We start from the raw sequence: 25,636 nt of genomic DNA, 5'->3' as shown, positions 1-25,636 counted from the left end.
GACGCATGAAGATCAGCGCCCGCAATATCCTGAAGGGTAAGGTCACCGAGATCGTCAAGGAGCGACCACCTCGCATGTCAGGATCGACATCGGCGGCGGCGTAATCGTCACCGCATCGATCACCAATGAGGCGGCCGCCGACCTTGCGCTCGAGAAGGGCAAGCAGGCCTATGCGGTGATCAAGGCCTCGGATGTCATGGTCGGCATCGACTGAGCGAGTTAAACCGCGATCGGCGCCTTGATATTCGCGTCCGCGAAATAATTCTCGAGGCGGAAATCCTCGAAACGGAAGGCGAACAGGTCCTTCACCTCCGGATTGATCCACATCGTCGGCAGAGCCTTCGGCGTGCGCCGCATCTGCTCGCGCGCCTGCTCGAAATGGTTCGAATAAAGATGCGCGTCGCCCAGCGTGTGGACGAAGTCGCCCGGCTTCAGCCCGGTCACCTGCGCCACCATCATGGTGAGCAGGGCATAGGAAGCGATGTTGAACGGCACGCCGAGGAAGATGTCGGCCGAGCGCTGGTAAAGCTGGCAGGAGAGCCTGCCTTCCGAAACATAGAACTGGAACAGGCAGTGGCAGGGCGGCAGCGCCATCGCCTCGACTTCGGCCGGATTCCAGGCCGAGACGATCAGCCGGCGCGAGTTGGGATTCCGGCGTATCTCCTTCAAAAGGCCCGCGATCTGGTCGATCTCCCCGCCATGTCCGTCCGGCCATGAGCGCCACTGCTTGCCATAGACCGGGCCGAGATCGCCATTCTCGTCGGCCCATTCGTCCCAGATTGTGACACCGTTGTCGTTGAGATATTTGATGTTGGTGTCGCCGGCCAGGAACCACAGAAGCTCGTGGATGATCGACTTCAGATGCAGCTTCTTGGTGGTCGTGACGGGAAAGCCGCGCGAAAGGTCGAAGCGCATCTGGTAGCCGAACACCGAGCGCGTACCGGTTCCGGTACGGTCGCCACGGTCGCTGCCGTTCTCCAGCACATGCTTCAACAGGTCGAGATATTGGCGCATCGGCTCCGCCTCGATTCGGGTTACAGCCAATCATACCCGACCGACAGCCGGTCGAACACCGCAAAGCGGCTGCGGATGCGGGTCGCACCCAAAAGCCCACGGTGCCGGCACGGTTTCGTGCCGGCTGCCGTGTGGCCAGGACTCAGAGAGAGCCGAGTTTGCCGAGATCCTTGGCAACCAGGTAGTAGAAGGTCACGCGGCTCTTGGTGTTGTCCGCCTGCATGGCCTTGCAGGTCTTCTCGATCGAGGCATTCGCCTTTGCGGCATCGGCGATGCCGAGCTTCTTGCCGATCCAATTCTCGCGAACACGATCGAGTTCCTTCGGGTCGGTGCAGGACACCAGCGAGGAATCGCGGTTCCTGAGCGCAATACCCAAATGCTTAACGATCTTATCGACCGCGTCGGCGCTGGCGCCGGCATCGTATTTCTTCACATCCGCAAGATAGTCGGCCATCGAACTTCCCCTCGTCGGCGCCACGAATCCGGTCGATGAGGGTTGTGGCGCGTCGCGCAACCTTTGCGCTAGGTCAGAGACTCCTCACCGGGAGCGAGATTTGATTGAGTGGGCGCGCAAGTCAACCCTTGGCTGCACAGTTTGGCATAACCGGATAGGCGCCGGTTTGGCCTTTATTTTTTCCTCATCGGTCCCTATATTCGCTTCGTCGGCCTGACCGACTATGGCGATAAACAGGCGATGAAATAAGCCGTTCGGACCCGGGGGCGGTACCCGGCGCCTCCACCAAAAACCGCTCTGGCTGACGGAGCGGCTTTTGCTGGGGGCGAAATAGGATCGACGAAGGTGTAAAGATCGTACTTTTGCCCGGCATTGTACCACCGTCATCGGGCTAAACTTATAGTTGCCAACGACAACTATGCGGAAGCTCGTCTCGCTGCTTAATGCGGCGCGAACGCTTCAAATCAAGCCCTAGCGGTTCGCACTTCTAGGCGGGGTTCGGAGGTACCTGGCAACAGAAACCTCCACCTTCCCCCTTTTTGCTTCTTCCGAATAATCGAACGGCCAAGGCTCGTCCGGCGCTTTGATGCGCGGCACGGCCTTGCCACTCATCCTCCATGGACAGCCGATGCAAAACGATTGCGACCGATTCTTCGTGCTGACCGGCGGTCCGGGTTCCGGCAAGACCACCTTGATCGTAGCGTTGCAGGCCAAGGGTTTCGCGACGGCCCCCGAAGCCGGGCGCGGGATCATCCGCGACCAGATGGCCATCGGCGGCTCTGCCCTTCCCTGGCAGGACCGCGGGCTCTTTGCCGAGCTGATGCTGTCGTGGGAACTGCGCTCCTGGCACGCCGCGCACGGCGAGACCGGTCCGGTCTTCTTCGACCGCGGCGTGGCCGATACGATCGGCTATCTCAGGCTCTGCGGCCTGCCGGTGCCGGATCATGTCGCCAGCGCTGCGGAAAAATTCCGCTACGCGCGCCGCGTCTTCGTGACGCCGCCCTGGCCGGAGATTTTCACCCAGGACGAGGAGCGCAAGCAGACGCTGGGCGAGGCCGAGCGCACATTCCGCTCAGTGACCGGCGTCTATGCGGAGCTCGGTTATGAACTGGTGCCTTTACCTCTTGCCTCGGTTGAAGAACGGGTGCGCTTCGTCATCGATCAAGCGGATTTGCGGCAGATATGAAAAAGGCCGGACGAGCCGGCCTTTTTGGGGCTTTTCGAGGCGCCTTACTCTGCCGGCGCCTCGACCGCTTCACGCGCGCGGCCGAGCGTCAGCTTGGCCAGCGTGAACGAGATCACGGCGCAGAGCGTGATGCCCGCCACCATCGGCAGCGGCGTGCCGTCGAAGAAGATGCCGGCGACGCCCATGGCCAGCGCGCCGATGGCGAAATGCAACGTACCCATCAGCGCCGAGGCCGTGCCGGCGATCTCGCCATGCTCCTCCATCGCCAGCACCGAGCTGGTCGGGATGACGAGGCCGAGGAAGCCGTAGCCGACGAACAACAGCGCCGCCATCACGTCGAGCCGGTCGACGCCCGAAGCCATGATCGCGAACAGCGCCACCATGACAGTGGCATAGCCGGTGACCGCAACCCAGACGACGCGCTTCAACCCGAAGCGGTCTGCCAAGAGACCCGTCAGCTGCGACATGCCGATGAAGGCAACCGCATTGATCGAGAAGAACACGCTGTAGACCGACGGCGACAGGCCGTAATGGTCGATCAGGATGAAGGACGAGCTCGACAGATAGACGAAGAAGCTCGCAATGCCGAAGCCGGCGATCGCCACCAGGCCCAGGAAATTGCGGTCGCCCATCAGGTAGCGGTAGCCGGCGAGCGCCGTGCCGAAGGACGAGCCGGCCCGCTCTTCAACCGCCCGCGTCTCCTTGAGCGAGGTGGCAATCAGGATGGTGGCCAAGGCAGCCGCGCCCGTGACGGTCCAGAACACGGCACGCCAACCAAAACTCTCGATGATCTGGCTGCCGGTCAGCGGCGCCAGGATCGGCGACACCGAGAAGACCAGCATCAGAAGCGACATCAGCTTGGCGGCCTCATTGCCTGTGTGCAGGTCGCGCACGATGGCGCGCGGCACCGCCATGCCGGCGCTGGCGCCGAGGCCCTGCAGGAAGCGGAAGGCGATCAGCCACTCGATATTCGGCGCCATGGCCGAGCCGACGCCGCCGACCATGAACAGCGCGAGGCCGGCATAAAGCGGCGCCTTGCGGCCGACCATGTCGGAGATCGGCCCGACGACGATCTGCCCGAAACCCATCGACAGGAAGAAGATCAGAAGGCTCATCTGCACGGCGGCGGTGCCGGCATGCAGGTCCTGGCCGATCGAAGGCAGCGCGGGGAGATACATATCGATCGCGAACGGGCCGATCGCGGACAACAAGCCGAGCACGACCGCGATGCGGAGGAATTTGGGACTCATGATAAAGGCTCTTTTCGGATCTGGTTGCCGCCGCTCAATACCGGCGTCTGAACCCAGGACGTTCCATCCCGCGGGGAATCCTACAATGAGAGTGAATTCATTCGCCTTATCAGGCGAACATATTCGTCTCTTCAGCGGGATTTCCCTTCGTTGTGTCCACAAATTTAGACAGGCTTGTCCAATTCGTCAATCACCGCTATATGGATTTCCATGAGGCACGGCGTTTCTCCTGACACTTTCCCGCCACGCAGCCATGAGGCCAAGCGCGTGTCGGTGGTGGATGCAGCCGCTTCCGTCTTCTGCCGCGAAGGCTATGCCGGCGCCAATATCGACCTGATCGCGGCCGAGGCCGGCGTATCGCGGCAGACCGTCTACAACCATCATGGCGACAAGGAAAACCTCTTTGTCGCCGTCGTGCGCGATCTGACAGAGCGCTGCAATGCCGGCATCTTCAGCACCATCGCCAGCTTCCCCGACCAGCCCACCGACCTCGAGGCCGACCTGATCGCCTTCGCGGTGCGCATGAACCGCAATTGCATCTGCAACCGCGATGGCCGTTTCCTGCGCAAGCTGATCCAGGCCGAAGGCGAGCGTTATCCGGAACTGTTTGCGGAATGGCGCGAGCAGGGCCCGGGCCGCACATGGTCGGCGCTCGCCGCCCGTTTCGCCCGGCTTGCCTTTGCCGGGCATCTCTCGATCGGCGATCCGGACGTCGCGGCGCGCCAGTTCCTTGCCCTCGTCAACGCCGAGCTTCAGATCACGTTCATGCTAGGCGGCGTGCCAACCGAGGAAGAGGTGCTGCGCTCCGCCACCAACGGCGTGCAGACCTTCCTCAGCGCCTTCGTCAGAAAGAAGTCGCCAGCCGGCAAACAGGCCACACTCGTTCACGCCTGAGCGATCAAATCGCTGGCGCCCCTCTTGGCCTCACCGCTTTGCGCCTATATGCGGTTTACGCCGCGCTCAAGCTTGATTACAGCTATGCGGACGATTCAACGGAACCCGACCATCACATGGCCGACGACCACATCCGCTACGACATTCTGGCCCAGGAGGCACTGCGCGGCGTCATGCGCAAGGTCCTGGCCGAGGTCGCGCGCACCGGCCTTCCGGGCAATCATCATTTCTTCATCACCTTCCTGACCGGCGCGCCGGGGGTGCGCATCTCGTCGCGGTTGCGCGAGCGCTATCCGGAGCAGATGACCATCGTCATCCAGTTCCAGTATTGGGACCTCAAGGTGACGGATGCCGGCTTCGAGGTCGGACTTTCCTTCTCCGACGTTCCAGAAAAGCTCGAGATCCCCTTCTCCGCGGTTCGCGGCTTCTACGATCCGTCGGTCAATTTCGAGCTCGAATTCGACGTCAAGACGGAGAGCGTGGAAGACGAGGCCGCCGCTCCGGCGCCTGAACCGATCGCCGTCGTTCCCGAGAAGAAGCCGGAAACCAAGAAGAAGGCCGCCGAGAGCGAAAAGAAGCCGGCGGTCGCCGAGACCGGCGGCAAAGGCGCCGACGTCGTCTCGCTCGACGCCTTCCGCAAGAAGTAGTCCGGCGCCATGGGCGAGGTCATCAATCTCCGCCAGGCCCGCAAGCAGAAAGCGCGCAGCGAGAAAGAACGCCAGGCGAGCGAGAACCGGGCGTTGCACGGCCGCTCGAAGGCGGAGCGCGAGCGCGACCGGCTGACATCGGAGAAGGCCGAGACATTCATGGCCGGCCATCGCCGGGAAAAGCCCGACGACCCCGGCAAGCGCTGAGTCAAAGCAATGGCCGCGGTCGAAAAACGTTCGGTAACGATCCGTGGTCACCGCACCAGCTTTTCCCTGGAGCAACCCTTCTACGACGACCTCGTCGCCATCGCCGCGCAGCGTTCGCTGTCGCTCGCGGCCCTGGTCGCCGAGATCGATGAGACGCGCACCCGCGACGCGAACCTGTCGTCCGCGCTGAGGCTCTATGTGCTGGCCTGGGCGAAACGCGGCGGCGCTGGATCCTGAGGGTTGCTTTTAAACCGGATCGCCGGGGATTGCTTGAGGCCGCCCAACAACGATCGCGATGGGCGTTTCGGCCGATCTCCAACGCTTGCCCCCTGCCAACGTTAAAGCATGTCTCCCGAAAGTGGGACCCGGTTTCGGGATAAAGACATGCGCAAAATCAAAAACCTAAAGCGCATGGAGCGAATCTGAAAGATTGCGACGCGCTTTGCAGAGCCGACCGGTCAAATCCCTGTGCTGGGGACCAGCTCCGCCGCGCGAAAGCTCAACCGCCGTCGAGCGACTTCAGCAGATTGTCGATCGTGAACGGATTGGCCTTCGGCTTGGCCGGCGGCGGACTCGAACCGTCATTGACGCCGGGGAGTGACTGGTCCGCCTTTGGCGCCTGCTGAGCCGCCTTGCGTGCTGCTTCCAGCTTCGCCTGCTCCGCCTTCTTGCGATCGGCCTCGGCCTGCGCCTTGGCCGCCTCGTCCGCAGCCCGCTGCTCGGCCTCGGCCTTCGCCTGTTGATCAGCCTTCGCCTTGGCGTCCGCTTCGGCCTGCGCCTTGGCGTCGGCTTCCGCCTTCGCCTTCGCCTCTTCGTCGGCCTTGGCTTTTGCCTCGGCTTCCGCCTGTGCCTGCGCTTCTGCTTCGGCTTTCGCCCTGGCCTCCGCCTCGGCTTTCTGCCGCGCTTCTTCCTCTTGCCGGCGCAACTCCTCGGCCGCCTTGTCGCGCTCCGTCTGCAGCGCCGCGAAATAGCGCGCCTCGCGTCGCAGCCGCTGCTTCTCGAGCAGCGCCGCTTGCATCGCCTCGACCCGCTGCTGCTCCTTCTCCAGCGCGCGCTGCGTCAGGAATTGCGCCAGCGGACCGCTGTCGAATTGGGGCGCAGCGCCCCCGACCGGGCCGGCCAGGCTGAAATTGACGGCAGGCTCCGAGCCGACCAGCGCCTCGTCGCCGGGACGATAGGTCAATGTCCCCTTTGCGGTGACGGTGCTGGTGTTGAGATCGGCGGTCACATCGGCGGACAAGCTCGCGCCGGGACTGTCGAGGCTGATCGGCGGCGCCCGCAGCGTCCCGTTGGCGACGGTGAAGGCCACGTCCGTGTCGCCGGCGGCGAAGCTGCCCTCCCCGGCGATCTGCGGCGCGAACTCAGCCGTCTTGGCCGTGTCGATGTCGCGCCCGATCGCATCGGCCTTGGCGATGATGGCGGCAAAGCCGTCCGGATTGATGCCGCCCACCTTCAAGCCCTTCAGGGCTGCGGTGCCGGATCCGGACAGAGCGGCGATCATGGCGTCGACCGATTTGCCGCTGGTCGACAGCGCCGCCGAAAGATCACCGCTGCCGCCGATACCGGCGCCCGGCAGGACCGCGGAAAGATCGCCGCCGGCCAGTCGCATCTGGCCGGAGAACAGGCCGGTGCCTTCCGTGTTCTTCAGGTCGAACAGGCCGGTCAGATCGCCGCCATAGAGCTTCGCCTTGAGATCGGAGACGTGGATGCCTTCGCGATCGAGCTTCAGCGAGAAGGCGGCGTCATGCGCAGTCGCGAAGGGCCCGACGGCCAGCGCCGATGTGTCGAGATCGAGGTCGGCGTTGAACGGCAGGGTCGACTTCTGGCTGAACGGCGTCGTCGGCCATCCGCCCTTGGCGGACGCGAAGGACTGGTCGCCGAACAGCGAGACCGCCAGTGGATCGAGGTCGAGCTCGTCAAGCGCCAGCGCCCCGGCAAGATGCGGCAGCCCATCCTTGGCGTCGATGTTGATGTCGCCGGACACCGCCGCCTTGTTGATTGAGCCGGTGAGGCCGCTCAGCACCAGGAGCCCGTTGCCGAAATCGGCATCGGCCGCCAGCGACGTCGACGTGCCCATTCCCATGCCGGGCAGGCCTACCCCTGTGGTCATCAGCCACGGCTCGATATCGGCGGCTTCAAGATTGACCTTGCCCTTGGCTGTAGGGCCTTGCGCCGTATCGGCGACCGTTCCGTCGAAGCTCGCCCTGAAGTCGTCGGCGGTCAGATTGAAGCTGGTCGCGAGACCGCCGGCGACCGAGCCCTTCGCCGAGACGTCGGTGTTGGCGTGGCCGAGCATGCCGAGCGGCAGCGCCGGCAGGCCGTAAAGCGCCAGCAGCGTCGTGGCATTGTCGTTGCGGGCGTTGAAGGTGATCGACACCGGCGCCTCGGTGAGCTTGTCTGCGCTTCCCTTGCCGGAAAGCGAAGCTGAGAAGGCCGAGCCGCCGGCATTGCCCTGGGCCGAGAGCGCCAGGCCCGTGGTGCCGTCGCCATTGTCGGCGGCGCTGGTCAGGAGATCGATGCGCGCATCTTGGAACAGTTCGGGATAGGCCGCCGCGCGGCTTGCCAGGCCTTTGAGCACGGCATTGTCGGGATAATGCTCGGCCGCGACATCGATCAGCGGCTTGAGGTCCACAGCAACGATGGAGGCGTTGAGCTTGCCGGTCGGGCTTTGCGGAAAATCCTTGACCCGGCCCGTGGCGCTGATCGAGGCGCCGGCCAGGCCGCCGATCGACAGCCGGTCGATCTCGAGCAGGCCCTCGCGCAGCCGCAGCGCGGTATCGACCGTATCGGCGCTGAGGCCTAGGGCGCTGACCGGACCTGCCTTGATCTGGAAATCGAGATCGCGGTCCGAAAAGCGGTTAGCGCCCTTGTCGCTGATGAAGATCGAAGCGAAGGCCGCGAGCCCGTCCAGATCCATCTCGCCGCCCGTCAGTTGCATCAGCACGGAAGGCCTGGCGCCATCCGGCTGGGTGGAATCGATGCTGCCGGAAAATTTCGCCTTGCCCAGGATGAGCTCGAGGTCGCTGAAGGACTGCCGGTTCTCGCTGAGGTCGACCTTGGCCTTGAAGCCTGCAGCGGGCAGCCGGCGGATCGCCTCGTCGACATCCTTCGACAGCCAGGCGGCAAAGCCGGAAGGCTGCCCGACGGCGAGCAGCAACGAGCCGGTGAAGCCGAAATGGTCCTCGACGCTCAGCATGCCGTCTGCTTCGAGCGTCGTGCGGCCAGGCAGCGTCGCGGCAAGCGACTTGACCGACCAGCCCCCTTCGACCGGCTCGGCCGACAGCCGCACGTCGCGCACCGTCGTGTCGCCCGCCACCACCGCCGGCAACCGCACCTCGAGCGTGCCCGGTATCGTCGGCTTCGGCATGTGCTGCAGCGTCTGCTCGAAAGCCGCGATGCGCTGATCGAGTGTGAAACCCGAACCGGCGGCTCCGCCGACGGCCTCGTCGAACTGAACCTGCGCGCCGCTGGCCTCCACGGCGAAATGCGGCTTCAGGCCGAGATCGACGGAGGCTTTGCCGTCGGCGGTATAGGGATTGTCGAGCGGCCCGGTCTCGAAGCGGAACTCGTCGACATTGAGCTTCTGGTGGTCGAGCGCGAACTTGCCGTTCAGCCGAAAGCCCGGGTCGGGCTTGCCGGTGCTGATCTTGACCGGCTGGCCGTCATTGCCACGCAGCTCGGCCGAGTTCTTGTCCGCGCCCGATATCTTGAACTGGCCGGAATAGACCGCGGCGCCCTTGACGATGCCGGCATTGCCGTCGGTCTCGATGATCAGCGGATAGGCACCGGGATCGGCTTTGAGCCTGAGCCGCATCTGGCCGTCGGCCTCGACCTTGCCGGTCGAGGCCGAGACGTCCGCGCGCAGGCCGTCGAAGCGCAGCGTTCCGTCCATGCGCCATGGACCGGTGAGCGCCTTGGCCGAAATCGTCGAGTTGATCTCGGAGACCAGATGGCTGCGTCCGCCGGCGGCATGGCGCAACTCGATCTGTCCCTCGGTCACCGTCAGCTTCTCGATGGCGATCTGACCCGGATCGAACGGCGTCGAAGGCCGGATCGCCCAATCGACGGTGCCGTCGCCGGCGACATTAATGATAGCCCTGGGGTGCACCAGCCGCATGTCGAAGATCAGCACCTCGCCGCGCAGGAAGGGGGCAAGCTCCGCATCCATGGAGAAGGTCTCGACCGTCATCGCCGGCTGGCCTTCAGGGCCGCCGGCCACCTCGACATTCGAGAAGGTCACCGAGGGAAACGGCAACAGCCGTGCCGTCGCATCGCCCTTCACCGTCACCTTGCGGCCGAGTATGGCGCTGGCCTCGCGCTCGAAATCGCCCCGATAGCCCGTCCAGTCGATGAAATACGGCACCACCAGCGCCGCGCACAGCACCAGCACGAACAGGCCACCGAAGATCACGAACAGGCGGGCGAGCATCTGTTTCCCAGGTTGAAGTCAGCCGCACTCTACCTGCATCCGCGTGTCCATAAAGAGGCAATTCAACGTGCGGCAGCCGCCAATGTCTCCAGTTGCGCGACCGCTCGTCGTCGGGATATCTCTTTTGCGAATCCCTGCCCATCCGGCCACGTCCCTGGCCGCCATACCCAACACGGAGCGTCCCCGATGTCAGGCAAGAACTGGGATAGAGTGCCCATCGACGCGCAGAGCGTCGACGCTCCGCTGTCGACAGCCGCGATTTTCCTCGTCGTCACGGTCGGCAGCGACCAGGCCGCGCTTTCGACCGCCGCCTCGGTGCTCAGCGAGCTCGACGATCTGGTCAAGAATGTCGGCTTCCGCGACCTGTCGGGCCGGCTGTCCTGCATCGCCGGCGTCGGCGTCGGGCTCTGGAACCGTTTGTCGCCCAACCGGCGGCCGCGCGAGCTGAAACCCTTCGCGCCGATCGAGGGCGCGGCGCATTCGGCGCCCTCGACGCGGGGCGATCTCCTGTTCCACATCCGTGCAGAGCGGCCCGACATGTGCTTCGAATTCGAGCGCATCCTGCTGGACGCCCTTGGCGGCAGCGTGACCGTCGTCGACGAGGTCTCAGGCTTTCGCTATTTCGACGCCCGCGACCTGCTCGGCTTCGTCGACGGCACCGCGAATCCGACCGGCCTCGACCTGCCGGCCTCCGCCTTGGTCGGCGACGAGGACGGCGACTTTGCCGGCGGCAGCTACGTCGTCGTGCAGAAATACCTGCACAACATGGCGGCCTGGAAAGAAACGCCGACCCACGTTCAGGAAGAGATCATCGGCCGCACCAAGATCGACAACATCGAGATCGATGACGACGACAAGCCGCGCAAGTCGCACAAGTCTCTGGCCACGATCGAGGACGACGCCGGCAATGAATACGATATTTTGCGCGACAACATGCCGTTCGGTCGTCCCGGGCAGAACGAGTTCGGCACCTATTTCATCGGCTACACGCGCTATCTGTGGGTGATCGAAAAGATGCTGCAGCGCATGTATGTCGGCGAGCCGCCCGGCGCCTATGACCGGCTGCTCGACTTCTCCACCCCGCACACCGGCACGACCTTTTTCGCGCCGACGCGGCCCATGCTGCAGAAGCTGGTCGAAGGCGCGGCGGAATAGACCGGGGCGGCGCGTTACCCCGCCGCCGGCAGAATCTTGCCGGGATTCATGATGTTGAGCGGGTCGAGCGCCTGCTTGATCGTGCGCATGACGTCGACGCCATGGCCGAGCTCGTGGCGGAGGAAACCGACCTTGCCCTGGCCGATGCCGTGCTCGCCGGTGCAGGTTCCTTCCATGGCGATCGCGCGCATGTTGAGCCTGGCGACGAATTGTTCGGCAAGCGCGATCTCGGCCGGGTTGTCGACATCCATCAGCACCAGCACGTGGAAATTGCCGTCGCCGGCATGGCCGACGATCGGCGCGATCAGTCCCATCTCGGCGATGTCGGCTTCGGTTTCGGTGACGCATTCGGCAAGCCGCGAGATCGGCACGCAGACATCGGTCGACAGGCCCTTGGCGCCGGGGCGCAGCGTCAGCGACGACCAATAGGCGTCGTGCCGCGCCTTCCAGAGCTTGGTCCGCTCTTCCGCGACGCTGGTCCACAGGAACGGCCCGCCGCCATTCTCCTTCGCGATCATGCCGAACGTCTCGGCCTGTTCGGCCACGCCCGCATCGCTGCCGTGGAACTCGACGAAGAGGCACGGACTCTCCGGATAGTCGAGCTTGGAATAATTCTTCATCGCCCGCATCTGCAGCGCGTTGACCAGCTCGATGCGCGCCACTGGAATGCCCATTTGGATGGTCGCGATCACCGTGTTGCACGCCGCCTCCAAGCTCGGAAAGGGGCACACGCCGCCGGAGATCGCCTGCGGAATGCCCTGAAGCCGGAGCGTCAGCGAGGTGATGATGCCGAGCGTGCCTTCCGAGCCGACCAAGAGCCGGGTCAGGTCGTAGCCGGCCGAGCTTTTCTTCGCCCGCTTGCCGGTCGTCACTGTCTCGCCGTCGGCCATGACAGCGGTGAGCGACAGCACATTTTCCCGCATCGTGCCGTAGCGCACCGCGTTGGTGCCCGAGGCCCTGGTCGCCGCCATGCCGCCCAGCGAGGCATTGGCGCCAGGATCGATCGGAAAGAACAGGCCGGTGTCGCGCAGATACCTGTTGAGGTCCTCGCGCGTCACGCCGGGCTCGATCGTGCAGTCGAGGTCCTGCGGATTGACGGCGAGGATCCGGTTCATGCGCGAGGTGTCGATCGAAATGCCGCCGCCCGGCGCATTGGTGTGGCCCTCGAGCGAGGAGCCGACGCCGAAGGCGATCACCGGCACGCGGTGGGCAGCGCAGGCGCGCACGATCTCCTGCACGTCCTCGGTCGTTTCGACGAAGGCGACGCCGTCCGGCGCCTGGGTCGGGATATAAGTGGTGGTGTGCGCGTGCTGGCCGCGTATCGCCTCGCCGGTCTGGAAGCGCTCGCCGAAGCGCTGCTTGAGGATGCCGAGCACCGCGGCGATGCCTTCCTCGTTGCGTTCGACGGGATTGAGGTCGCTCAAAGCCATGAATTCCTCCGCGAATGGACCAGCGGCCACTCTTGATATGCAGCTATGGATGATGCCTAAAGCAATTCCAGGAAAAGTGTGAAGCGGTTTTCCGTCCGGAATTGCGCCGGAACAAAGAGAACCTCACCCGCCACGCCCTGTCCAGCGACGATCAAGGAAAATCAGATGACCATCCCCGCCCCCTTCATTTCCGACCCGATGGACATCGAGAAGGACTGGATCGACTATAACGGCCATCTCAACATGGCCTATTACAACGTGCTGTTCGACCGCTGTTCGGATGTCGCCTTCGAGATGATGGGCATGGGGCCGAACTACGCAAGGGATCGCCGCCTCACCATCTACACGGCGGAAGTCCATGTCTGCTATGTCCAGGAACTGCACCTCGACCACAAGGTGAAGGTCTCGTTCCAGCTTATCGACCACGATGAGAAGCGGCTCAGGGCCTATCAGGAAATCCGCCATGTCGACGGCTGGTTGGCCGCGACCTCCGAGCAGCTTGCGCTGCATGTCGACATGGCCGGGCCGCGGGTCGCCCCCTTCCCGGCCGACGTGATGGCGAAGGTCGAAGCCATGCGCGCCGCCCATGCGGCGCTGCCGATGCCCGAGCGCGCCGGGCGCTCGATCGGCATCAAGCGCAAGAGCGCTTGAAAACCCCCGCGCCCGCGTTAACCTTACCAAGGTTTTAACGTGAACAAGTCGCTTGAGTCCGTTGAACGACTCAGTGACGCGTTTGAAAACCGCCGTACCGGGTTTGCGCGCGGGCGGCTGGCGGAATGCGGTGCGAGGACAGTGCATGAAAACCGATATCAAGGTCGAGGTGGAGCGCTTGGCGGCCGATCCACGCATCACCGACTATGATTTCTGGCGATCGCTGAAGAACGTCGACAACGAGATCTTCCACATCGCCAACAACAATGAACCCATCCCGTTCGACATGATCCGCTGGCGCGCGATTCTGACCCAGGCGCGCATGCGGCGCGGCCACGCCTGATTCGTCCCCTCCGCCCGTCATCCTGCCCCGTCACTTTTGCCTGAACCCGCCCAGCGGCGAGCGCGGCTCGACCGGTGACGATTGGATGATGGCCGTGTTGGTCATCGCATAGGGAATGATCCGGTCGATCACCCGCTCGAGCTCGCTCACCGAGCCGACATGGGCGAGCGCGATGAAGCAATCCTCGCCGGTGACCCGGTCGCATTGCGCGATCTCCGGTAGCTCGCGAATGATATCTGCCACGACGGAAAGCTGTCCCGGCACCGGCCTGATTCTCAGCCATGCCGACAGCTTCATGCCGAGCGCGGACGGGTTGATCCTGACCGTATAGGCCTCGATCACACCGTTCTCCTGCAGCTTGCGGAGGCGCTCCGCCACGCTCGGCGCCGACAGCCCGACCGCGCGCGCCAGTTCCGCCGTGCTGATGCGCGCGTCCTTTTCCAGGAGCCGCAGGATCTTCAGGTCCACGGCGTCCAGGTCGGCATCTTCATTTCGAAGGTTTTTCAATATTTTTGCCTTCCATTGGAATCCAGAATGACAAAAGGCGCGCCGATCGCACATATTAGTTATGCATTTCGCCTGCGATAATGCGCCCATGACCAGCCAAACGCAAACTCCAGCTGCAAACCGGGCCGCCGGCAGAACCGACGCCCCGCGCCCCCTCCTTGCCCTCGGGGGATTGGCCAATGCGCTGCCGCCGCATGTCTGGTTCTGCATCAGCGCCGTGTTCCACTATCTCGGACCGGCTTTCGCGGTGCTGCTTTTCGACCAGGTCGGCGTGCTCGGCATGGCCTGGCTGCGCATCGCCACCGCCGCTCTCATCTTCGCCCCATTGACCAGGCCCTGGCGCGTCTTTGCGCGCGCCGACCGCGCTCAGCGACTGCTTTTGCTGGCCTTCGGCGCCTGTCTGGCGGTGATGAACTGCTCGTTCTATCTGGCGCTCGACCGCCTGCCGATCTCGCTGGTGGCGGCGATCGAATTCGTCGGCACGATCGGGGTCGCGCTGGTCGGCCTGCGCAGCCGGCGCAATTTTGCCGCGCTGGCTGTCGCGGTCATCGGCACCTTGCTGCTTATCGACGTGAAATGGTCGAGCGATCCACTCGGCCTGTTCTGGGCCTCTCTCAACGGCGCTCTGTTCGTCGGCTATATCGTGATCGGCCATCGCGTCGCCCAGGCAGGCCTCGCCATTGCCGGCCTCGGCGCCGCCATGGCGATCGCGTTCCTCGTCGTGTTGCCCATCGGCTTCCGCGAGGCGCTGCCCGCCTTCTCGTCGCCGCAACTGCTTGTCGCGGCGATCGGCGTCGGCGTCTGCTCCTCGGTCATCCCCTATGTCTGCGACCAGCTCGCCATGGCGAGGCTGCCGCGCGCGAGCTTCGCGCTGATGCTGTCGCTCCTGCCGCTCACGGCAACATTGATCGGCGTCATCGTGCTCCGCCAGGTGCCGAGCGTCATCGACTGTGTAGGTATCGCAATGGTGATCGCCGGCGTCGCCATGCATCGGCCCAGAGCCGTGTAGATCTCAAAGTGATTTCCACGCAGGAACTTAGAAGAACTCCGGTTTTGTTCCTTCACTTTTCCTGTCTGCGTCAACAAACCTGCGATTGAACCAATTCCAAGTCTGCGCCGTTGTCGCGGCGGTCAAGGCTTGGAGTTATCAATGGACGGGAAACACACAAGGGAAGCACCAGACGCCTGGCACATGACTGACAGTCTTCATGTCGAGCATGGCAAAGGCGACCCATTCGCGGCGGCCATTCGGGCAACGCGTATGTCGATGCTTATCACCGACCCGCGCAAACCGGACAACCCGATCGTCTTCGTCAACGATTCGTTCCTTCGGCTGACGGGCTATGCACGCGAAGAGGTCATGGGCAGGAACTGCCGCTTCCTGCAAGGACCGGAGACAGATCCGGCTGCCATCGCGGAACTTCGCACGGCGGTGGCCGTGGGCAACGACATCAGCATCGACATTTTGAACTATCGCAAGGACGGTTCCACCTTCTGGAATGCGCTCTACATCAGCCCCGTCTACAACGACAAAGGTGAGCTTTTGTTTTTCTTCGCCTCGCAACTCGATGTCTCCGACCGCAAGCACTCCGAGCAGCGCATCGTAGCCGACAAGCAGCGCTTCGAAGAGGCGGTAAAGGAGCGGACCAGAGAGCTCGAAGCTGCGCTCGAAACGCAGACCGCGCTGCTCCATGAGGTCGACCACCGGGTGAAGAATAATCTTCAGATGATCTCGTCCCTCATCCTGATGCAGCGCCGCATGATCAAGGATGAGGCCGTCAAGGACACCCTCGCGACGATGCTGGAACGCATAGAAGCGCTGAGCACCGTACATCGCCGACTCTACCAGTCGAAGGATGTAAGCAGGTTCGATGTCTCCGACTTCGCCAGGGACCTTGTCTCGGATCTGCTTGCAGCATCCGGCAGATCGCAGATCAGTTCGAAACTGGACCTGGAGCCGATCGTCGTTCCTGCCGACAAGGCAACGCCGGTGGCGCTGATTGTGAACGAGCTTGTCACCAATGCGTTGAAGCATGCCTTCAAGGACGAGACGACGCCCGGCAGCATCGGCGTCAAGATGAGCCAACCGGACGGGCACCTCATCATTGAAGTTTCCGACGACGGCGTCGGCATGGACGGGAACGCCGGTGACGGTTCCTTCGGTATGCGCCTTATCCGGCAACTCGGGCGCCAGCTTCGTGCCGATGTCGAGTGGCGGAACGCAAGTCCGGGCACGCGAGTTTTTATCAAAATGCCGAACGAAGCGCAGAAAAGGGACATCTCGTGAGCCAGCCGTTGAAAGTGCTCATCGTCGAAGACGAGGCCCTGCTTGCCATGGAATTGGAGAGCCTGATCGAGGAGGCGGGCCACCGGGTCGTCGGCTGGGCCATGTCGTCGGATGAAGCAAAGGCCATGGTCGATACCGAACGCGCCGACATCGCGTTCGTGGACATTCATCTGTCGGACGGCCCGACAGGAGTCAAGGTTGCCGAGCACGTAAGTCAGTCGGATCAGCCGATGGTCGTGTTCATGACCGCGAATCCGAGACGCATTCCTGAGAACTTCGCCGGCGCGGTTGGCGTCATATCGAAGCCCTATACCATGAACGGGCTGATGTCGGCCCTGCGCTATCTGCACGAAGGCATGCGCCGCCCGCCTCCGGCGTCGGCGCCGCCCGCTGGCTTCACGCTGTCGCCCGACTTTGCAGCGGTTTGGGCGCCGGCGGTTGCCTGACGCGCGAAGCGTCAGGCCAGCTTCTCCTTCAGAAACGCCACTGTCCGGCCCCAGGCGAGATCGGCGGCTTTCTTGTCGTAGCGCGCGGCCGAGGTGTCGTTGTTGAAGGCGTGGTTGGCGCCCTCATAGACATAGACCTTGTATTCGACATGCGCGGCGTCGAGCGCTTTGCTGTAGGCATCGATGCCGGCATTGGTCCGGCTGTCGAGACCGGCATAGTGAAGGAGCAGCGGCGCCTTGATCTTCGCGGCATACTCGGCCTTGGGCTGCATGCCATAATAGGCGACGCCGGCGCTGAGATCGAGCGCATGGACGGCAAGCTGGTTCACCGCGCCGCCGCCCCAGCAGAAGCCGACCGCCCCGACCTTGCCGTTGCCGTCCTTGAGGCTCTTGAGATAAGCGACCGTCGCCACGCCGTCTGCCGCGACCTGGGCGGGGTCGAGCTTGGCGAACATGTCGCGCGCCTTATCCTCGTCGGACGGCGTGCCGCCAAGCGGCGACAGGAAATCCGGCGCCAACGCCACGAAATCTTCCAACGCCACGCGTCGGGCGACATCGCGGATATGCGGATTGAGGCCCCGGTTCTCATGGATGACGATGACCGTGCCGAGCTTGCCCGACTGGTCGGCCGGCTTGACCAGATGGGCTTTCATCTCGCCGCTCGAGCCCTGATAGGTGATGTCCTCGCCCTTAACGCGGCTGTCGTCCTCGGCGACGATCGCCGCCTGGGCGTAATTGGCAGCGAGCATCGGCGCGATCGCCGCTGCCGCGGCGCCCGAGCCCGCCAGCCTCGTCAGCTGCTCCATGAAGCGGCGCCGGTCGAGCGTCAGATGCGTGTATTCGTCATAGGCGTCGATCATCGCCTGAGTGATGACGGGCTTGGCAACGGGTTCTGTCATGGCTGTCCTCAACGAAGTGCATGTCGCCCAAAAATGCGCAGCGGTTTTGGGACAACGACATGCATCAGCAACAACCCAAAGCGCGACACGGGAATCCATTTTCGACATGGCGCGCTTCAGGCGGGTGATCCGCAAGATAGGGTCGAGAGCTGCAGGGTCCAGTCACGCCGGGGTGACGATCCTGCGAGGGATTCCTGGCGGAGCGGTGCGCCGGGGAGCCAGCTTAATTCATCACATTTTGGTCATTTCCGAAAGGCTTGATGGTGCTGTCACATTAGGAGGCGAAGTTGCCAGAGCCGCCTTGCCGATACGAATGACGAAAGGGGAATGCCATGAACGTCCAGGACATCATCAACACCGTTTCCTCGAAGGCCGGCCTCGATGAGCCGACCACCGAGAAGGTCGTCGGCACCATCTTCTCCGTGCTCGAGCACGAGGCGGAAGGCACCAGCGTTTCATCTTTCTTCGCCCAGATCCCCGGCGCCGACGCGCTAGCCCAGAAATATGACGTGATGGCCGCCGGCGCGGCGGCCAATTCGGGTGGCGGCCTCCTGTCGTCGCTGCAGGGCGCGCTTGGCGGCGTGCTCGGCGAAAAGGCCGGCGCGCTGATCAAACGGCATCGCGGCGCTTAAAGCGTCCGGCCTCGACATGGCGCAGATCCAACAGGCCGGCGAGACCTTGATCAAGCAGGCCGAAGCCGCCGCCGGCCCCGATCTCACCAACCAGGTGCTGGACCAGGTGCCCAGCCTGCGGGGCCATCTCGGGCTTTGAAGCCCGACGCGTCCCCTCACTTGGGCAGCGTGTAGGCCATCACATAGTCACCCGGCTTGGTGCCGACCGAGCCGTGGCCGCCGGCGACGATGACGACGAACTGGCGGCCGTCGGCCACCGTGTAGGTCATCGGCGTCGCCTGCCCGCCCGCCGGCAGCCTCGCCTGCCAGAGCTGCCTGCCGGTGGTGAGGTCGTAGGCGCGCAGATAGTCGTCGACCGCCGCGCCCAGGAAAGCGACTCCGCCCGCCGTGATCATCGGTCCGCCGATGCCAGGAACGCCGACCTTGAGCGGCAACGGCAGCGGCGTCATGTCATAGACGGTGCCGTTGCGGTGCTGGTAGGCGATGTTTCCGGTCTTCAGGTCGACGCCGGCGACATAGCCCCAGGGCGGCGCCTGGCAGGGGATGCCGAGCGGCGACAGGAACGGCCCCATCACCACCGCGTAAGGCGCGCCCTCGTTGCGGTTCAGCCCCTGCTCGCTGCCCTTGGTATCGCCCGGCGGCGGCACGTCCGCGCGCGGGATGAGCTTGGACGTGAACGCCAGGTAAGTCGGCATGCCGAACATCACCTGCCGCACCGGATCGACCGCGACGCCGCCCCAGTTGAAGACGCCGAAATTGCCGGGATAGATCAGCGAGCCCTGCAGCGAGGGCGGCGTGTAGCGCCCCTCATAGCGCAATTTCTTCAACTCGATCCGGCAGGCCAGCTGATCGAATAGGGTGATGCCCCACATGTCGGCCCCGGTCAGCGGCTTCGGATTGAAGGAAAGGTCGGAGGCCGGCTGTGTCGGCGAGGCATGAACGCCCTCGATCGCGCCGCCGGGCGCCGGCACGTCCTTGACCGGAATGATCGGCTCGCCCGTGCGCCGGTCGAGGACGTAGAGGTCGCCCTGCTTGGTCGGCTCGACCAGCGCCGGCACGATGCCGTTTGCCGTCGTGATATCGACCAGCGACGGCTGCGCCGGCACGTCCATGTCCCACAGATCGTGATGCACGGTCTGCCGCACCCACCGCAATTGCCCGGTGTTGAGATCGAGCGCGGTAATCGAGGAGGACAACTTCTCGACACTGGCGCTGCGGCCCATGCCGAGCTGGTCCGGCGTCTGGTTGCCGAGCGGCACGTAAAGCAGCCCGAGCTTCTCGTCGGCGCTGGCGGTCGACCACATGTTGGGCGAGTTGTGGGTGTAGGTCTGCCCGGCGGGCAGCGGCGTCGTCACATCCGGATTGCCGGAATCCCAGTTCCACAGCAGCGCGCCGGTGTCGACGTCGAAGGCACGGATGACGCCCGACGGCTCCTCGGTCGAGTAATTGTCGTTGACCGCGCCGCCGACGATGATCTTGCCGGCGACGATCAGCGGCGCCGAGGTCGAATAGTAATAGCCCGATTTCGGATAAGGCATATTGGCCATCAGGTTCAGCGTGCCGCCCTCGGCGAAGGACGGACACACCTGCCCATTGGCGACGTCGAGTGCGATCAGGCGAGCGTCCGACGTCGGCAGGTAGACCCGCTGCGCGCAGGGCTGGCCGGCGGCGATCTTGGCATCGGCATAGTAGGAGACGCCGCGGCAGGTCTGGTGCTGGCGGTTGTTGTCGAGCTTGATCTTGGGATCGTAGCGCCACTTTTCCTTGCCGCTCGCGGCATCGATGGCGATGGCGAAGTTGTGTGGCGTGCAGATGAAGAGCGCGTCGCCGACCTTCAGCGGCGTCACCTGATAGGTCGTTTCGCCGATATCGTCGGGGCCCTTCACGTCGCCGGTGCGGTAGGTCCAGGCCGGCTGCAACTTGGCGACATTGTCGGGCGTGATCTGGTCGAGCGGCGAATAGCGCTGGCCGAACGGCGTACGGCCGTAGAAGTGCCACTCGCCGGCCGGCATGTCGCCGCCGAGATTGGCCGCCGCCGCCACCTTTTCGGTGCCGAGCGTGCCGGCGATATCGTGCGGATCGGCGGTCATCGAATAACCGGCGACCGCCAACGAGGCGAGCACCGCCAGGATCAGTGGCGCGCGTCCGTCGGGACCGCGCAAGCCGCGCCTTGCCCATGGCGTCAAAAGCCACAGGGCGATGAGCACGATGACGCCGCCGCGCGGACCGAGCTGCCACCAGTCGAAGCCGATTTCCCACACCGCCCAGCACAAAGTGGCGAGCACGAACAGCGCGTAGAGCCAGAGCGAGGTCGACCTGCGACTGAACAGCAGCCAGGCGGTGATCAGGAAGACCAGGCCGGCGATCAGGTAGTACCAACTGCCGCCCAGCGCGACGAGCCAGATGCCGCCGCCGCCGAGAATGAGACCGATGAGGAAGAGGACGAGGGAGGTGATGGTGACAGCCAAGACGGTGCTCCTTCGACTGTTGCGCGCATCAAGCAATTCCAGGAAAAGCGTGAAGCGTCTTTCCGTCCGGAACTGCGTCAAACAAGATAGAGCAGCTTGCGGGGTGCGACAGGCCCCGCCCTGCCGGCAGCTTTCCCCTTACCCGCTCCGGCTGTCAAGTTGGTCCGGGACACGCGAAACTAGAACAAAACGTAGACAGTTCTGGTCTTTCGCTCCCGAATCACTACATTCGGGGGCGATGTCGGGCTTTTCCGAAGACATGCCTTTTTTCGATGAACCGAATGCGCGGCCGGCTGCGGGCCCGTCCGGCATAGCCGCGCGCGCCATGGCGGCGCGCAGCGGGCAGAACAGCGCGCCCGATTATCTGAAGGGCCTGAACCCGGAGCAGCGGCTCGCCGTCGAGACGACCGAAGGCCCGGTCCTGGTGCTGGCCGGCGCCGGAACCGGCAAGACGCGCGTGCTCACCACCCGCATCGCCCACATCCTCGCGACTGGCAGGGCCTTCCCGTCGCAGATCCTCGCCGTCACCTTCACCAACAAGGCGGCGCGCGAGATGAAGCAGCGCATCGGCCACCTGATCGGCGAAGGCAATGTCGAGGGCATGCCCTGGCTCGGCACCTTCCATTCTATCGGCGTCAAGCTGTTGCGTCGTCATGCCGAGTTGGCCGGGCTGAAGTCGGATTTCACCATCCTCGACACCGACGACGTGGTGCGGCTGATCAAGCAGCTGATCCAGGCCGAAGGGCTGGACGACAAGCGCTGGCCGGCCAAGACCTTCGCCCAGATGCTCGACAACTGGAAGAACAAGGGCCTCGGCCCCGAAGAGATTCCGGAAGGTGATGCTCGCAGCTTCGGCAACGGCAAGGGCCGCCAGCTCTACAAGGCCTATCAGGAACGGCTGCAGACGCTGAATTCCTGCGACTTCGGCGACCTGCTCTACCACCCGATCCGCATCTTCCGCGCCTATCCGGACGTGCTGAAGGAATACCACCGCAAGTTCAAATACATACTAGTCGACGAGTACCAGGACACCAACACCGCGCAGTACATGTGGCTGCGGCTCTTGGCGCAGCGCCCCAATGTCGGGCGCAGCCCGTCGGCCGAAGGCCGCAAGCCCGACCGGGCGTCGGCCGGTCAGGCCGCCCCCGCGGAGGCCAGCGAGCGAAGCGAGCGCGCGGCCGTGAGCGAAAACAAAGTCAACATTTGCTGCGTCGGCGACGACGACCAGTCGATCTATGGCTGGCGCGGCGCCGAAGTCGACAACATCCTGCGCTTCGACAAGGATTTCCCGGGCGCCACCATCATCCGGCTGGAGCGCAATTATCGCTCCACCGCGCATATCCTGGGCGCCGCTTCCCACCTCATCGCCCACAATGAGGGCCGTTTCGGCAAGACGCTGTTCACCGATCGCAATGACCCCGATGACGACAAGGTGCATGTCCATGCCGCCTGGGACTCGGAGGAAGAGGCGCGCGCCATAGGCGACGCCATCGAGGCTTACCAGCGGCAGAAACATAATCTGAACGACATGGCGATTCTCGTCCGCGCGTCCTTCCAGATGCGCGCCTTCGAAGACCGCTTCATCACGCTGGGCTTGAACTATCGCGTCATCGGCGGCCCGCGCTTCTACGAGCGCCTGGAAATCCGCGACGCGCTGGCCTTCTTCCGCGTCGTCGCCAACAGCGGCGACGACCTTGCCTTCGAGCGCATTGTCAACGTGCCGAAGCGGGGGCTCGGCGAAGCCACGATCCGCCAGATCCACGACACCGCGCGCGCCATGCGCGTGCCGATGCTGGAGGCCGCCGCAACGCTCGCCGAAAGCGACGAGCTGAAGCCCAAGCCGCGCGCAGCGCTCCGAGAGGTGGCCGCCAATTTCGAGCGCTGGCAGAAAGCGCTGGAAACGAAGCCGCACACCGAGCTCGCCGAGACCATTTTGGAAGAGAGCGGCTACACCGACATGTGGAAGAACGACCGTTCGGCAGACGCGCCCGGGCGGCTGGAAAACCTCAAGGAGCTGATCCGCTCCATGGAGGAGTACGAATCGCTGCGCTCCTTCCTCGAGCATGTCGCGCTCGTCATGGATGCCGAGCAGAATGCCGAGCAGGATGCGGTCTCGATCATGACGCTGCATTCGGCCAAGGGCCTCGAATTCGAGACCGTTTTCCTGCCCGGCTGGGAGGAAGGCTTGTTCCCGCATCAGCGCGCGCTGGACGAAGGCGGGCGCTCCGGCCTGGAGGAAGAGCGCCGGCTTGCCTATGTCGGACTGACGCGGGCGAAGAAGAACCTGCACATCTGGTTCGTCTCCAACCGTCAGATCCACGGGTTGTGGCAATCGACCATCCCGTCGCGCTTCGTCGACGAGCTGCCGGAAACCCATATCGACGTCGCCGAGGGCGGCAATTCCTATGGCGGCTACGGCAATCCCTATGGCGGCGGCGCTTTTGCATCGGGACGCGGTGGAGGCCGGCAGAACCCTTACGGCGCCTCGCGCTTCGACAATGTCGGCGCCAAGGACCAGGGCAGTTTTTCCAACACCTATGCCACGCCCGGCTGGCAGCGCGCCCAGGCCAACCGCACCGAAGCGACCGACCGCAACTGGGGCACCCGCTCCGGCCACCAGGTCGAGCGCATCGGCTATGGCGAGACCGACTCAGGCTACGGCGCCGGCCGGACCAGCGTGAAGGGCCGCACCATCGAGGGCGAGCTGGTCGCCAAATCCGTCGCAGACACGCCGTCAGCCTTCAATGTCGGCGACCGCGTCTTCCACCAGAAATTCGGCAACGGCAACATAGCGGCCATCGAAGGCAACAAGCTCACCATCGACTTCGACAAGGCCGGGCAAAAGCGCGTGCTGGACGGGTTCGTCGCGCCGGTGTGACCGCCCTCACCTGTACCTTGCCTGGTTCCACTTGTGGCCGAGCAGCGACAGGATGATGATCAGTCCGTTGAAGAACTGGACGTAGAAGCCGCTGAGGCCCGCCGCCACAACGCCGGTCTGGATGAACGACACAGTGACCGCGCCGATCGCGCCGCCGACCACCGTGCCGATGCCGCCCCAGGTCGGCGTGCCGCCGACGAACACCGAGGCGAGCACCGGCAGCAGATAGCCGTCGCCCGCCGTCGGCCACCAGGTGAAGTTGATCATCACCGAGAAGGTGCCGGCGATCGCCGCGCCTATGCCGGTGAAGACGAACACCTTCACCCGCACGAGCTTGACGTCGATGCCCATCTGCTTGGCGCTGTCGGGATTGTCGCCGACCACCTTCACCTGCGCGCCGAAGCGGTGTCGGTTGAAGAGCAGCGCCGAGAACACGACGAAGGCTATGGCCCAGAAGATCTGCACGGGAATGCCCCAGATCTGGCTGGAGAAGATCTTGTAGGCCGCGCTGTCGGCCAGATTGGTCAGCGCCGTCGACTTGCCCTCGTTGATGATCTGGATCAGGCCGCGCAGCAGGAAATTCATGCCGAGCGTGGCGATCAGCGACGACAGCCCGCCATAGACGACCAGCGAGCCGACCAGGAAGCCGAGCAGCGTACCGGTGACAACAGCCGCCGCGATGCCCAGGAACGGATCGTAGCCCGCCTGCACCACCAGCGCGAAGACCCAGGAGGCGAAACCCATCGTTGCCGGGAACGACAGGTCGATCTCGCCGCAGGTGACGACGAAGACCAGCGGCACCACCACGAACAGCGCCACCGGAAGCGTCGTCAGCACCGAGCTGTAGAGATACCAGGTGGTGAACACGGTCGGGTTGGCGATCATGAACACCGCCATCATGACGATGAACACCGCGAGCGTGCCGAGCGAAGCGCGGTTGTCGAGCACGAAGCCGCGCAGCCAGTGGTTCGACGGATGGCTCCATTCCTTGGCAGCCTGGCCGCTTGTTCTCCTGAGAGGCGTTTGCAGATCGGGTTCCATGGCCTTGCTCATCACGCTCTCTGCTCCGCGCCCTCGTGCAGCCCCGGCAGGCCGCCGGGATGCGCCACATCTTCCATGAAGTTGATCAGGTCGTCGGCCGACTTGACCTCGCTGCGGTCGGCCGTCAGCGCCACCTTGCCGCGGTCGAGCACGACGAAGCGGTCGGCGATGTCGAAGACATGGTGGATGTTGTGGCCGATGAACAGGATCGAGCGGCCGCTCGCCCGCACCTGGCGCACGAAGTGGAAGACCTTGGCGGTTTCGGTCAGCGACAGCGCCGTCGTCGGCTCGTCGAGGATGATCAGCTCCGCCTGCTTGTAGATGGCGCGAGCGATCGCCACGCCCTGCCGCTCGCCGCCCGAAAGCTGGCCGACGATCGACTGCGGCGTGAACACTTTCGAGGTGAAGCCGATCTCGCGCATTAGCCGGCTCGCCTCCGCGACCTCCTTGTTGACCTTCAGCCAGCCCATGAAGCCGGTGAGCTCGCGGCCCATGAAGATGTTGCGCACGATGGTCTGCTGCACGGCCAGAGCCCGGTCCTGGAACACGGTCTCGATGCCGGCGTCGCGCGAACGTGCCGCGCTCCATCCGCTGACCGGTTTGCCACGCACCAGGATTTCGCCGCTGGTCGGCCTGACCACGCCGGACAGGATCTTGATCAGCGTCGATTTGCCGGCGCCGTTGTCGCCGATCAGGCCGACCACTTCGCCGCGATCGACGCTGAGGTTGACGCCGCCCAAGGCATAGACCTGGCCGTAGGATTTCTTGATGTCGCGCAGTTCGATGATGCGTTCGCTCATGCGATCCTCGCTTGAATT

General features: G+C 64.1%; 24 protein-coding genes, 1 other RNA gene and 1 pseudogene. 16 read left to right on the top strand and 10 right to left on the bottom strand.

Features of this window, described 5'->3' with window-relative positions:
- Positions 1 to 5: 5 nt before the first annotated feature.
- Positions 6 to 214 (top strand): annotated as a pseudogene (locus EJ072_RS26760) (molybdopterin-binding protein).
- Between the two features lie 5 nt (positions 215 to 219).
- Here the strand turns inward: EJ072_RS26760 and EJ072_RS26755 are convergent.
- On the bottom strand, positions 220 to 1,014 hold the full coding sequence (locus tag EJ072_RS26755; protein ID WP_126064619.1) for a thymidylate synthase: 795 nt from the start codon (positions 1,012 to 1,014) through the stop codon (positions 220 to 222).
- A gap of 142 nt (positions 1,015 to 1,156) precedes the next feature.
- Positions 1,157 to 1,468, bottom strand: a complete 312-nt coding sequence (locus EJ072_RS26750; protein ID WP_042644091.1) for a DUF2853 family protein — start codon at positions 1,466 to 1,468, stop codon at positions 1,157 to 1,159.
- Between the two features lie 168 nt (positions 1,469 to 1,636).
- Here EJ072_RS26750 and ssrA point away from each other — a divergent pair.
- Together ssrA and EJ072_RS26740 are read left to right on the top strand one after the other, a co-directional pair.
- Positions 1,637 to 1,997, top strand: a transfer-messenger RNA (tmRNA) gene (gene ssrA / locus EJ072_RS26745).
- 99 nt (positions 1,998 to 2,096) lie between these two features.
- Positions 2,097 to 2,654, top strand: coding sequence for an AAA family ATPase (locus EJ072_RS26740; RefSeq protein ID WP_126082043.1), 558 nt, complete (start codon positions 2,097 to 2,099; stop codon positions 2,652 to 2,654).
- Positions 2,655 to 2,698: 44 nt separating this feature from the next.
- On the opposite strand, the gene EJ072_RS26735 is transcribed toward EJ072_RS26740, so the two are convergent.
- Positions 2,699 to 3,904: a multidrug effflux MFS transporter gene (locus EJ072_RS26735; protein WP_126082042.1), complete on the bottom strand. Its 1,206-nt coding sequence runs from the start codon at positions 3,902 to 3,904 to the stop codon at positions 2,699 to 2,701.
- 210 nt (positions 3,905 to 4,114) lie between these two features.
- Between EJ072_RS26735 and EJ072_RS26730 the strand changes: the two genes are divergently transcribed.
- The 4 genes from EJ072_RS26730 to EJ072_RS26715 all read left to right on the top strand — a co-directional run bounded on the left by EJ072_RS26730 (position 4,115) and on the right by EJ072_RS26715 (position 5,889).
- The gene (locus EJ072_RS26730; RefSeq protein ID WP_126082041.1) at positions 4,115 to 4,798 is read left to right on the top strand and encodes a TetR/AcrR family transcriptional regulator; all 684 of its coding nucleotides are present in this window, start codon (positions 4,115 to 4,117) and stop codon (positions 4,796 to 4,798) included.
- Positions 4,799 to 4,914: 116 nt separating this feature from the next.
- The gene (locus tag EJ072_RS26725) at positions 4,915 to 5,445 is read left to right on the top strand and encodes an SspB family protein (protein ID WP_042644144.1); all 531 of its coding nucleotides are present in this window, start codon (positions 4,915 to 4,917) and stop codon (positions 5,443 to 5,445) included.
- 9 nt (positions 5,446 to 5,454) lie between these two features.
- Positions 5,455 to 5,652: a DUF4169 family protein gene (locus EJ072_RS26720; protein ID WP_126082040.1), complete on the top strand. Its 198-nt coding sequence runs from the start codon at positions 5,455 to 5,457 to the stop codon at positions 5,650 to 5,652.
- A 9-nt stretch (positions 5,653 to 5,661) separates the two neighbouring features.
- Positions 5,662 to 5,889 (top strand): ribbon-helix-helix domain-containing protein, encoded by a 228-nt coding sequence (locus EJ072_RS26715; RefSeq protein ID WP_042644100.1) that lies wholly within the window; start codon positions 5,662 to 5,664, stop codon positions 5,887 to 5,889.
- Positions 5,890 to 6,151: 262 nt separating this feature from the next.
- Here the strand turns inward: EJ072_RS26715 and EJ072_RS26710 are convergent, their stop codons facing one another.
- Positions 6,152 to 10,081: an AsmA family protein gene (locus EJ072_RS26710; RefSeq protein ID WP_126082039.1), complete on the bottom strand. Its 3,930-nt coding sequence runs from the start codon at positions 10,079 to 10,081 to the stop codon at positions 6,152 to 6,154.
- 186 nt (positions 10,082 to 10,267) lie between these two features.
- Between EJ072_RS26710 and EJ072_RS26705 the strand changes: the two genes are divergently transcribed.
- On the top strand, positions 10,268 to 11,236 hold the full coding sequence (locus tag EJ072_RS26705) for a Dyp-type peroxidase (protein WP_126082038.1): 969 nt from the start codon (positions 10,268 to 10,270) through the stop codon (positions 11,234 to 11,236).
- Between the two features lie 14 nt (positions 11,237 to 11,250).
- Here EJ072_RS26705 and EJ072_RS26700 read toward each other — a convergent pair whose 3' ends face one another.
- Positions 11,251 to 12,666: an FAD-linked oxidase C-terminal domain-containing protein gene (locus EJ072_RS26700; protein ID WP_126082037.1), complete on the bottom strand. Its 1,416-nt coding sequence runs from the start codon at positions 12,664 to 12,666 to the stop codon at positions 11,251 to 11,253.
- Positions 12,667 to 12,831: 165 nt separating this feature from the next.
- On the opposite strand from EJ072_RS26700, the gene EJ072_RS26695 reads away from it, so the two are divergent.
- Together EJ072_RS26695 and EJ072_RS26690 are read left to right on the top strand one after the other, a co-directional pair.
- Positions 12,832 to 13,317, top strand: coding sequence for a thioesterase family protein (locus tag EJ072_RS26695; RefSeq protein ID WP_126060132.1), 486 nt, complete (start codon positions 12,832 to 12,834; stop codon positions 13,315 to 13,317).
- Positions 13,318 to 13,462: 145 nt separating this feature from the next.
- Entirely contained in the window at positions 13,463 to 13,660 is a 198-nt protein-coding gene (locus EJ072_RS26690; RefSeq protein ID WP_042644109.1) for a hypothetical protein, read from the top strand.
- 30 nt (positions 13,661 to 13,690) lie between these two features.
- Here EJ072_RS26690 and EJ072_RS26685 read toward each other — a convergent pair whose 3' ends face one another.
- Positions 13,691 to 14,167: an Lrp/AsnC family transcriptional regulator gene (locus tag EJ072_RS26685; protein WP_126082036.1), complete on the bottom strand. Its 477-nt coding sequence runs from the start codon at positions 14,165 to 14,167 to the stop codon at positions 13,691 to 13,693.
- 184 nt (positions 14,168 to 14,351) lie between these two features.
- Between EJ072_RS26685 and EJ072_RS26680 the strand changes: the two genes are divergently transcribed.
- From EJ072_RS26680 to EJ072_RS26670, 3 genes are all read left to right on the top strand, one after another.
- Positions 14,352 to 15,176, top strand: coding sequence for a DMT family transporter (locus EJ072_RS26680; RefSeq protein WP_245467382.1), 825 nt, complete (start codon positions 14,352 to 14,354; stop codon positions 15,174 to 15,176).
- Between the two features lie 183 nt (positions 15,177 to 15,359).
- Positions 15,360 to 16,454, top strand: coding sequence for a histidine kinase dimerization/phosphoacceptor domain -containing protein (locus EJ072_RS26675; RefSeq protein WP_245466997.1), 1,095 nt, complete (start codon positions 15,360 to 15,362; stop codon positions 16,452 to 16,454).
- Positions 16,455 to 16,468: 14 nt separating this feature from the next.
- Positions 16,469 to 16,900 (top strand): response regulator, encoded by a 432-nt coding sequence (locus EJ072_RS26670; RefSeq protein WP_245467381.1) that lies wholly within the window; start codon positions 16,469 to 16,471, stop codon positions 16,898 to 16,900.
- Positions 16,901 to 16,911: 11 nt separating this feature from the next.
- On the opposite strand, the gene EJ072_RS26665 is transcribed toward EJ072_RS26670, so the two are convergent.
- Positions 16,912 to 17,799 carry a dienelactone hydrolase family protein gene (locus tag EJ072_RS26665; protein WP_126082033.1) on the bottom strand — a complete coding sequence of 296 codons (888 nt, stop codon included), beginning with the start codon at positions 17,797 to 17,799 and terminating at the stop codon, positions 16,912 to 16,914.
- Positions 17,800 to 18,131: 332 nt separating this feature from the next.
- On the opposite strand from EJ072_RS26665, the gene EJ072_RS26660 reads away from it, so the two are divergent.
- Together EJ072_RS26660 and EJ072_RS37380 are read left to right on the top strand one after the other, a co-directional pair.
- The gene (locus EJ072_RS26660) at positions 18,132 to 18,431 is read left to right on the top strand and encodes a hypothetical protein (protein WP_245466996.1); all 300 of its coding nucleotides are present in this window, start codon (positions 18,132 to 18,134) and stop codon (positions 18,429 to 18,431) included.
- A 16-nt stretch (positions 18,432 to 18,447) separates the two neighbouring features.
- Positions 18,448 to 18,570, top strand: coding sequence for a hypothetical protein (locus tag EJ072_RS37380; protein ID WP_281059508.1), 123 nt, complete (start codon positions 18,448 to 18,450; stop codon positions 18,568 to 18,570).
- A gap of 16 nt (positions 18,571 to 18,586) precedes the next feature.
- Here EJ072_RS37380 and EJ072_RS26655 read toward each other — a convergent pair whose 3' ends face one another.
- On the bottom strand, positions 18,587 to 20,899 hold the full coding sequence (locus EJ072_RS26655; protein WP_126082032.1) for a glucose/quinate/shikimate family membrane-bound PQQ-dependent dehydrogenase: 2,313 nt from the start codon (positions 20,897 to 20,899) through the stop codon (positions 18,587 to 18,589).
- A 238-nt stretch (positions 20,900 to 21,137) separates the two neighbouring features.
- Between EJ072_RS26655 and EJ072_RS26650 the strand changes: the two genes are divergently transcribed.
- A complete protein-coding gene (locus tag EJ072_RS26650; RefSeq protein ID WP_126082031.1) occupies positions 21,138 to 23,777 on the top strand; it encodes a UvrD-helicase domain-containing protein in 2,640 nt (879 codons plus the stop codon).
- Positions 23,778 to 23,783: 6 nt separating this feature from the next.
- Here the strand turns inward: EJ072_RS26650 and EJ072_RS26645 are convergent, their stop codons facing one another.
- Together EJ072_RS26645 and EJ072_RS26640 are read right to left on the bottom strand one after the other, a co-directional pair.
- Complete coding sequence (locus tag EJ072_RS26645) at positions 23,784 to 24,830, bottom strand: ABC transporter permease (protein ID WP_126082030.1); 1,047 nt, start codon at positions 24,828 to 24,830, stop codon at positions 23,784 to 23,786.
- Positions 24,830 to 25,618, bottom strand: coding sequence for an ATP-binding cassette domain-containing protein (locus tag EJ072_RS26640; protein ID WP_126082029.1), 789 nt, complete (start codon positions 25,616 to 25,618; stop codon positions 24,830 to 24,832). The genes EJ072_RS26645 and EJ072_RS26640 overlap by 1 nt, the downstream gene beginning before the upstream one ends.
- Positions 25,619 to 25,636: the final 18 nt, after the last annotated feature.

The organism is Mesorhizobium sp. M2A.F.Ca.ET.046.03.2.1 (genome assembly GCF_003952425.1).
Taxonomy (GTDB): domain Bacteria; phylum Pseudomonadota; class Alphaproteobacteria; order Rhizobiales; family Rhizobiaceae; genus Mesorhizobium.
The sequence above is the reverse complement of the archived record's forward strand: the minus strand, read 5'-3'. Positions and strand labels throughout refer to the sequence as shown.

Bases quoted from the DNA above. Each gene is read 5' to 3' on its own strand.
- EJ072_RS26715 (WP_042644100.1), top strand. From the start codon at position 5,662: ATGGCCGCGGTCGAAAAACGTTCGGTAACGATCCGTGGTCACCGCACC.
- EJ072_RS26725 (WP_042644144.1), top strand. From the start codon at position 4,915: ATGGCCGACGACCACATCCGCTACGACATTCTGGCCCAGGAGGCACTG.
- EJ072_RS26665 (WP_126082033.1), bottom strand. From the start codon at position 17,799: ATGACAGAACCCGTTGCCAAGCCCGTCATCACTCAGGCGATGATCGAC.
- EJ072_RS26735 (WP_126082042.1), bottom strand. From the start codon at position 3,904: ATGAGTCCCAAATTCCTCCGCATCGCGGTCGTGCTCGGCTTGTTGTCC.
- EJ072_RS26755 (WP_126064619.1), bottom strand. From the start codon at position 1,014: ATGCGCCAATATCTCGACCTGTTGAAGCATGTGCTGGAGAACGGCAGC.
- EJ072_RS26695 (WP_126060132.1), top strand. From the start codon at position 12,832: ATGACCATCCCCGCCCCCTTCATTTCCGACCCGATGGACATCGAGAAG.
- EJ072_RS26645 (WP_126082030.1), bottom strand. From the start codon at position 24,830: ATGAGCAAGGCCATGGAACCCGATCTGCAAACGCCTCTCAGGAGAACA.
- EJ072_RS26740 (WP_126082043.1), top strand. From the start codon at position 2,097: ATGCAAAACGATTGCGACCGATTCTTCGTGCTGACCGGCGGTCCGGGT.
- EJ072_RS26705 (WP_126082038.1), top strand. From the start codon at position 10,268: ATGTCAGGCAAGAACTGGGATAGAGTGCCCATCGACGCGCAGAGCGTC.
- EJ072_RS26650 (WP_126082031.1), top strand. From the start codon at position 21,138: ATGTCGGGCTTTTCCGAAGACATGCCTTTTTTCGATGAACCGAATGCG.
- EJ072_RS26710 (WP_126082039.1), bottom strand. From the start codon at position 10,081: ATGCTCGCCCGCCTGTTCGTGATCTTCGGTGGCCTGTTCGTGCTGGTG.
- EJ072_RS26675 (WP_245466997.1), top strand. From the start codon at position 15,360: ATGACTGACAGTCTTCATGTCGAGCATGGCAAAGGCGACCCATTCGCG.
- EJ072_RS26690 (WP_042644109.1), top strand. From the start codon at position 13,463: ATGAAAACCGATATCAAGGTCGAGGTGGAGCGCTTGGCGGCCGATCCA.
- EJ072_RS26700 (WP_126082037.1), bottom strand. From the start codon at position 12,666: ATGGCTTTGAGCGACCTCAATCCCGTCGAACGCAACGAGGAAGGCATC.
- EJ072_RS37380 (WP_281059508.1), top strand. From the start codon at position 18,448: ATGGCGCAGATCCAACAGGCCGGCGAGACCTTGATCAAGCAGGCCGAA.
- EJ072_RS26750 (WP_042644091.1), bottom strand. From the start codon at position 1,468: ATGGCCGACTATCTTGCGGATGTGAAGAAATACGATGCCGGCGCCAGC.
- EJ072_RS26730 (WP_126082041.1), top strand. From the start codon at position 4,115: ATGAGGCACGGCGTTTCTCCTGACACTTTCCCGCCACGCAGCCATGAG.
- EJ072_RS26640 (WP_126082029.1), bottom strand. From the start codon at position 25,618: ATGAGCGAACGCATCATCGAACTGCGCGACATCAAGAAATCCTACGGC.
- EJ072_RS26660 (WP_245466996.1), top strand. From the start codon at position 18,132: ATGAACGTCCAGGACATCATCAACACCGTTTCCTCGAAGGCCGGCCTC.
- EJ072_RS26720 (WP_126082040.1), top strand. From the start codon at position 5,455: ATGGGCGAGGTCATCAATCTCCGCCAGGCCCGCAAGCAGAAAGCGCGC.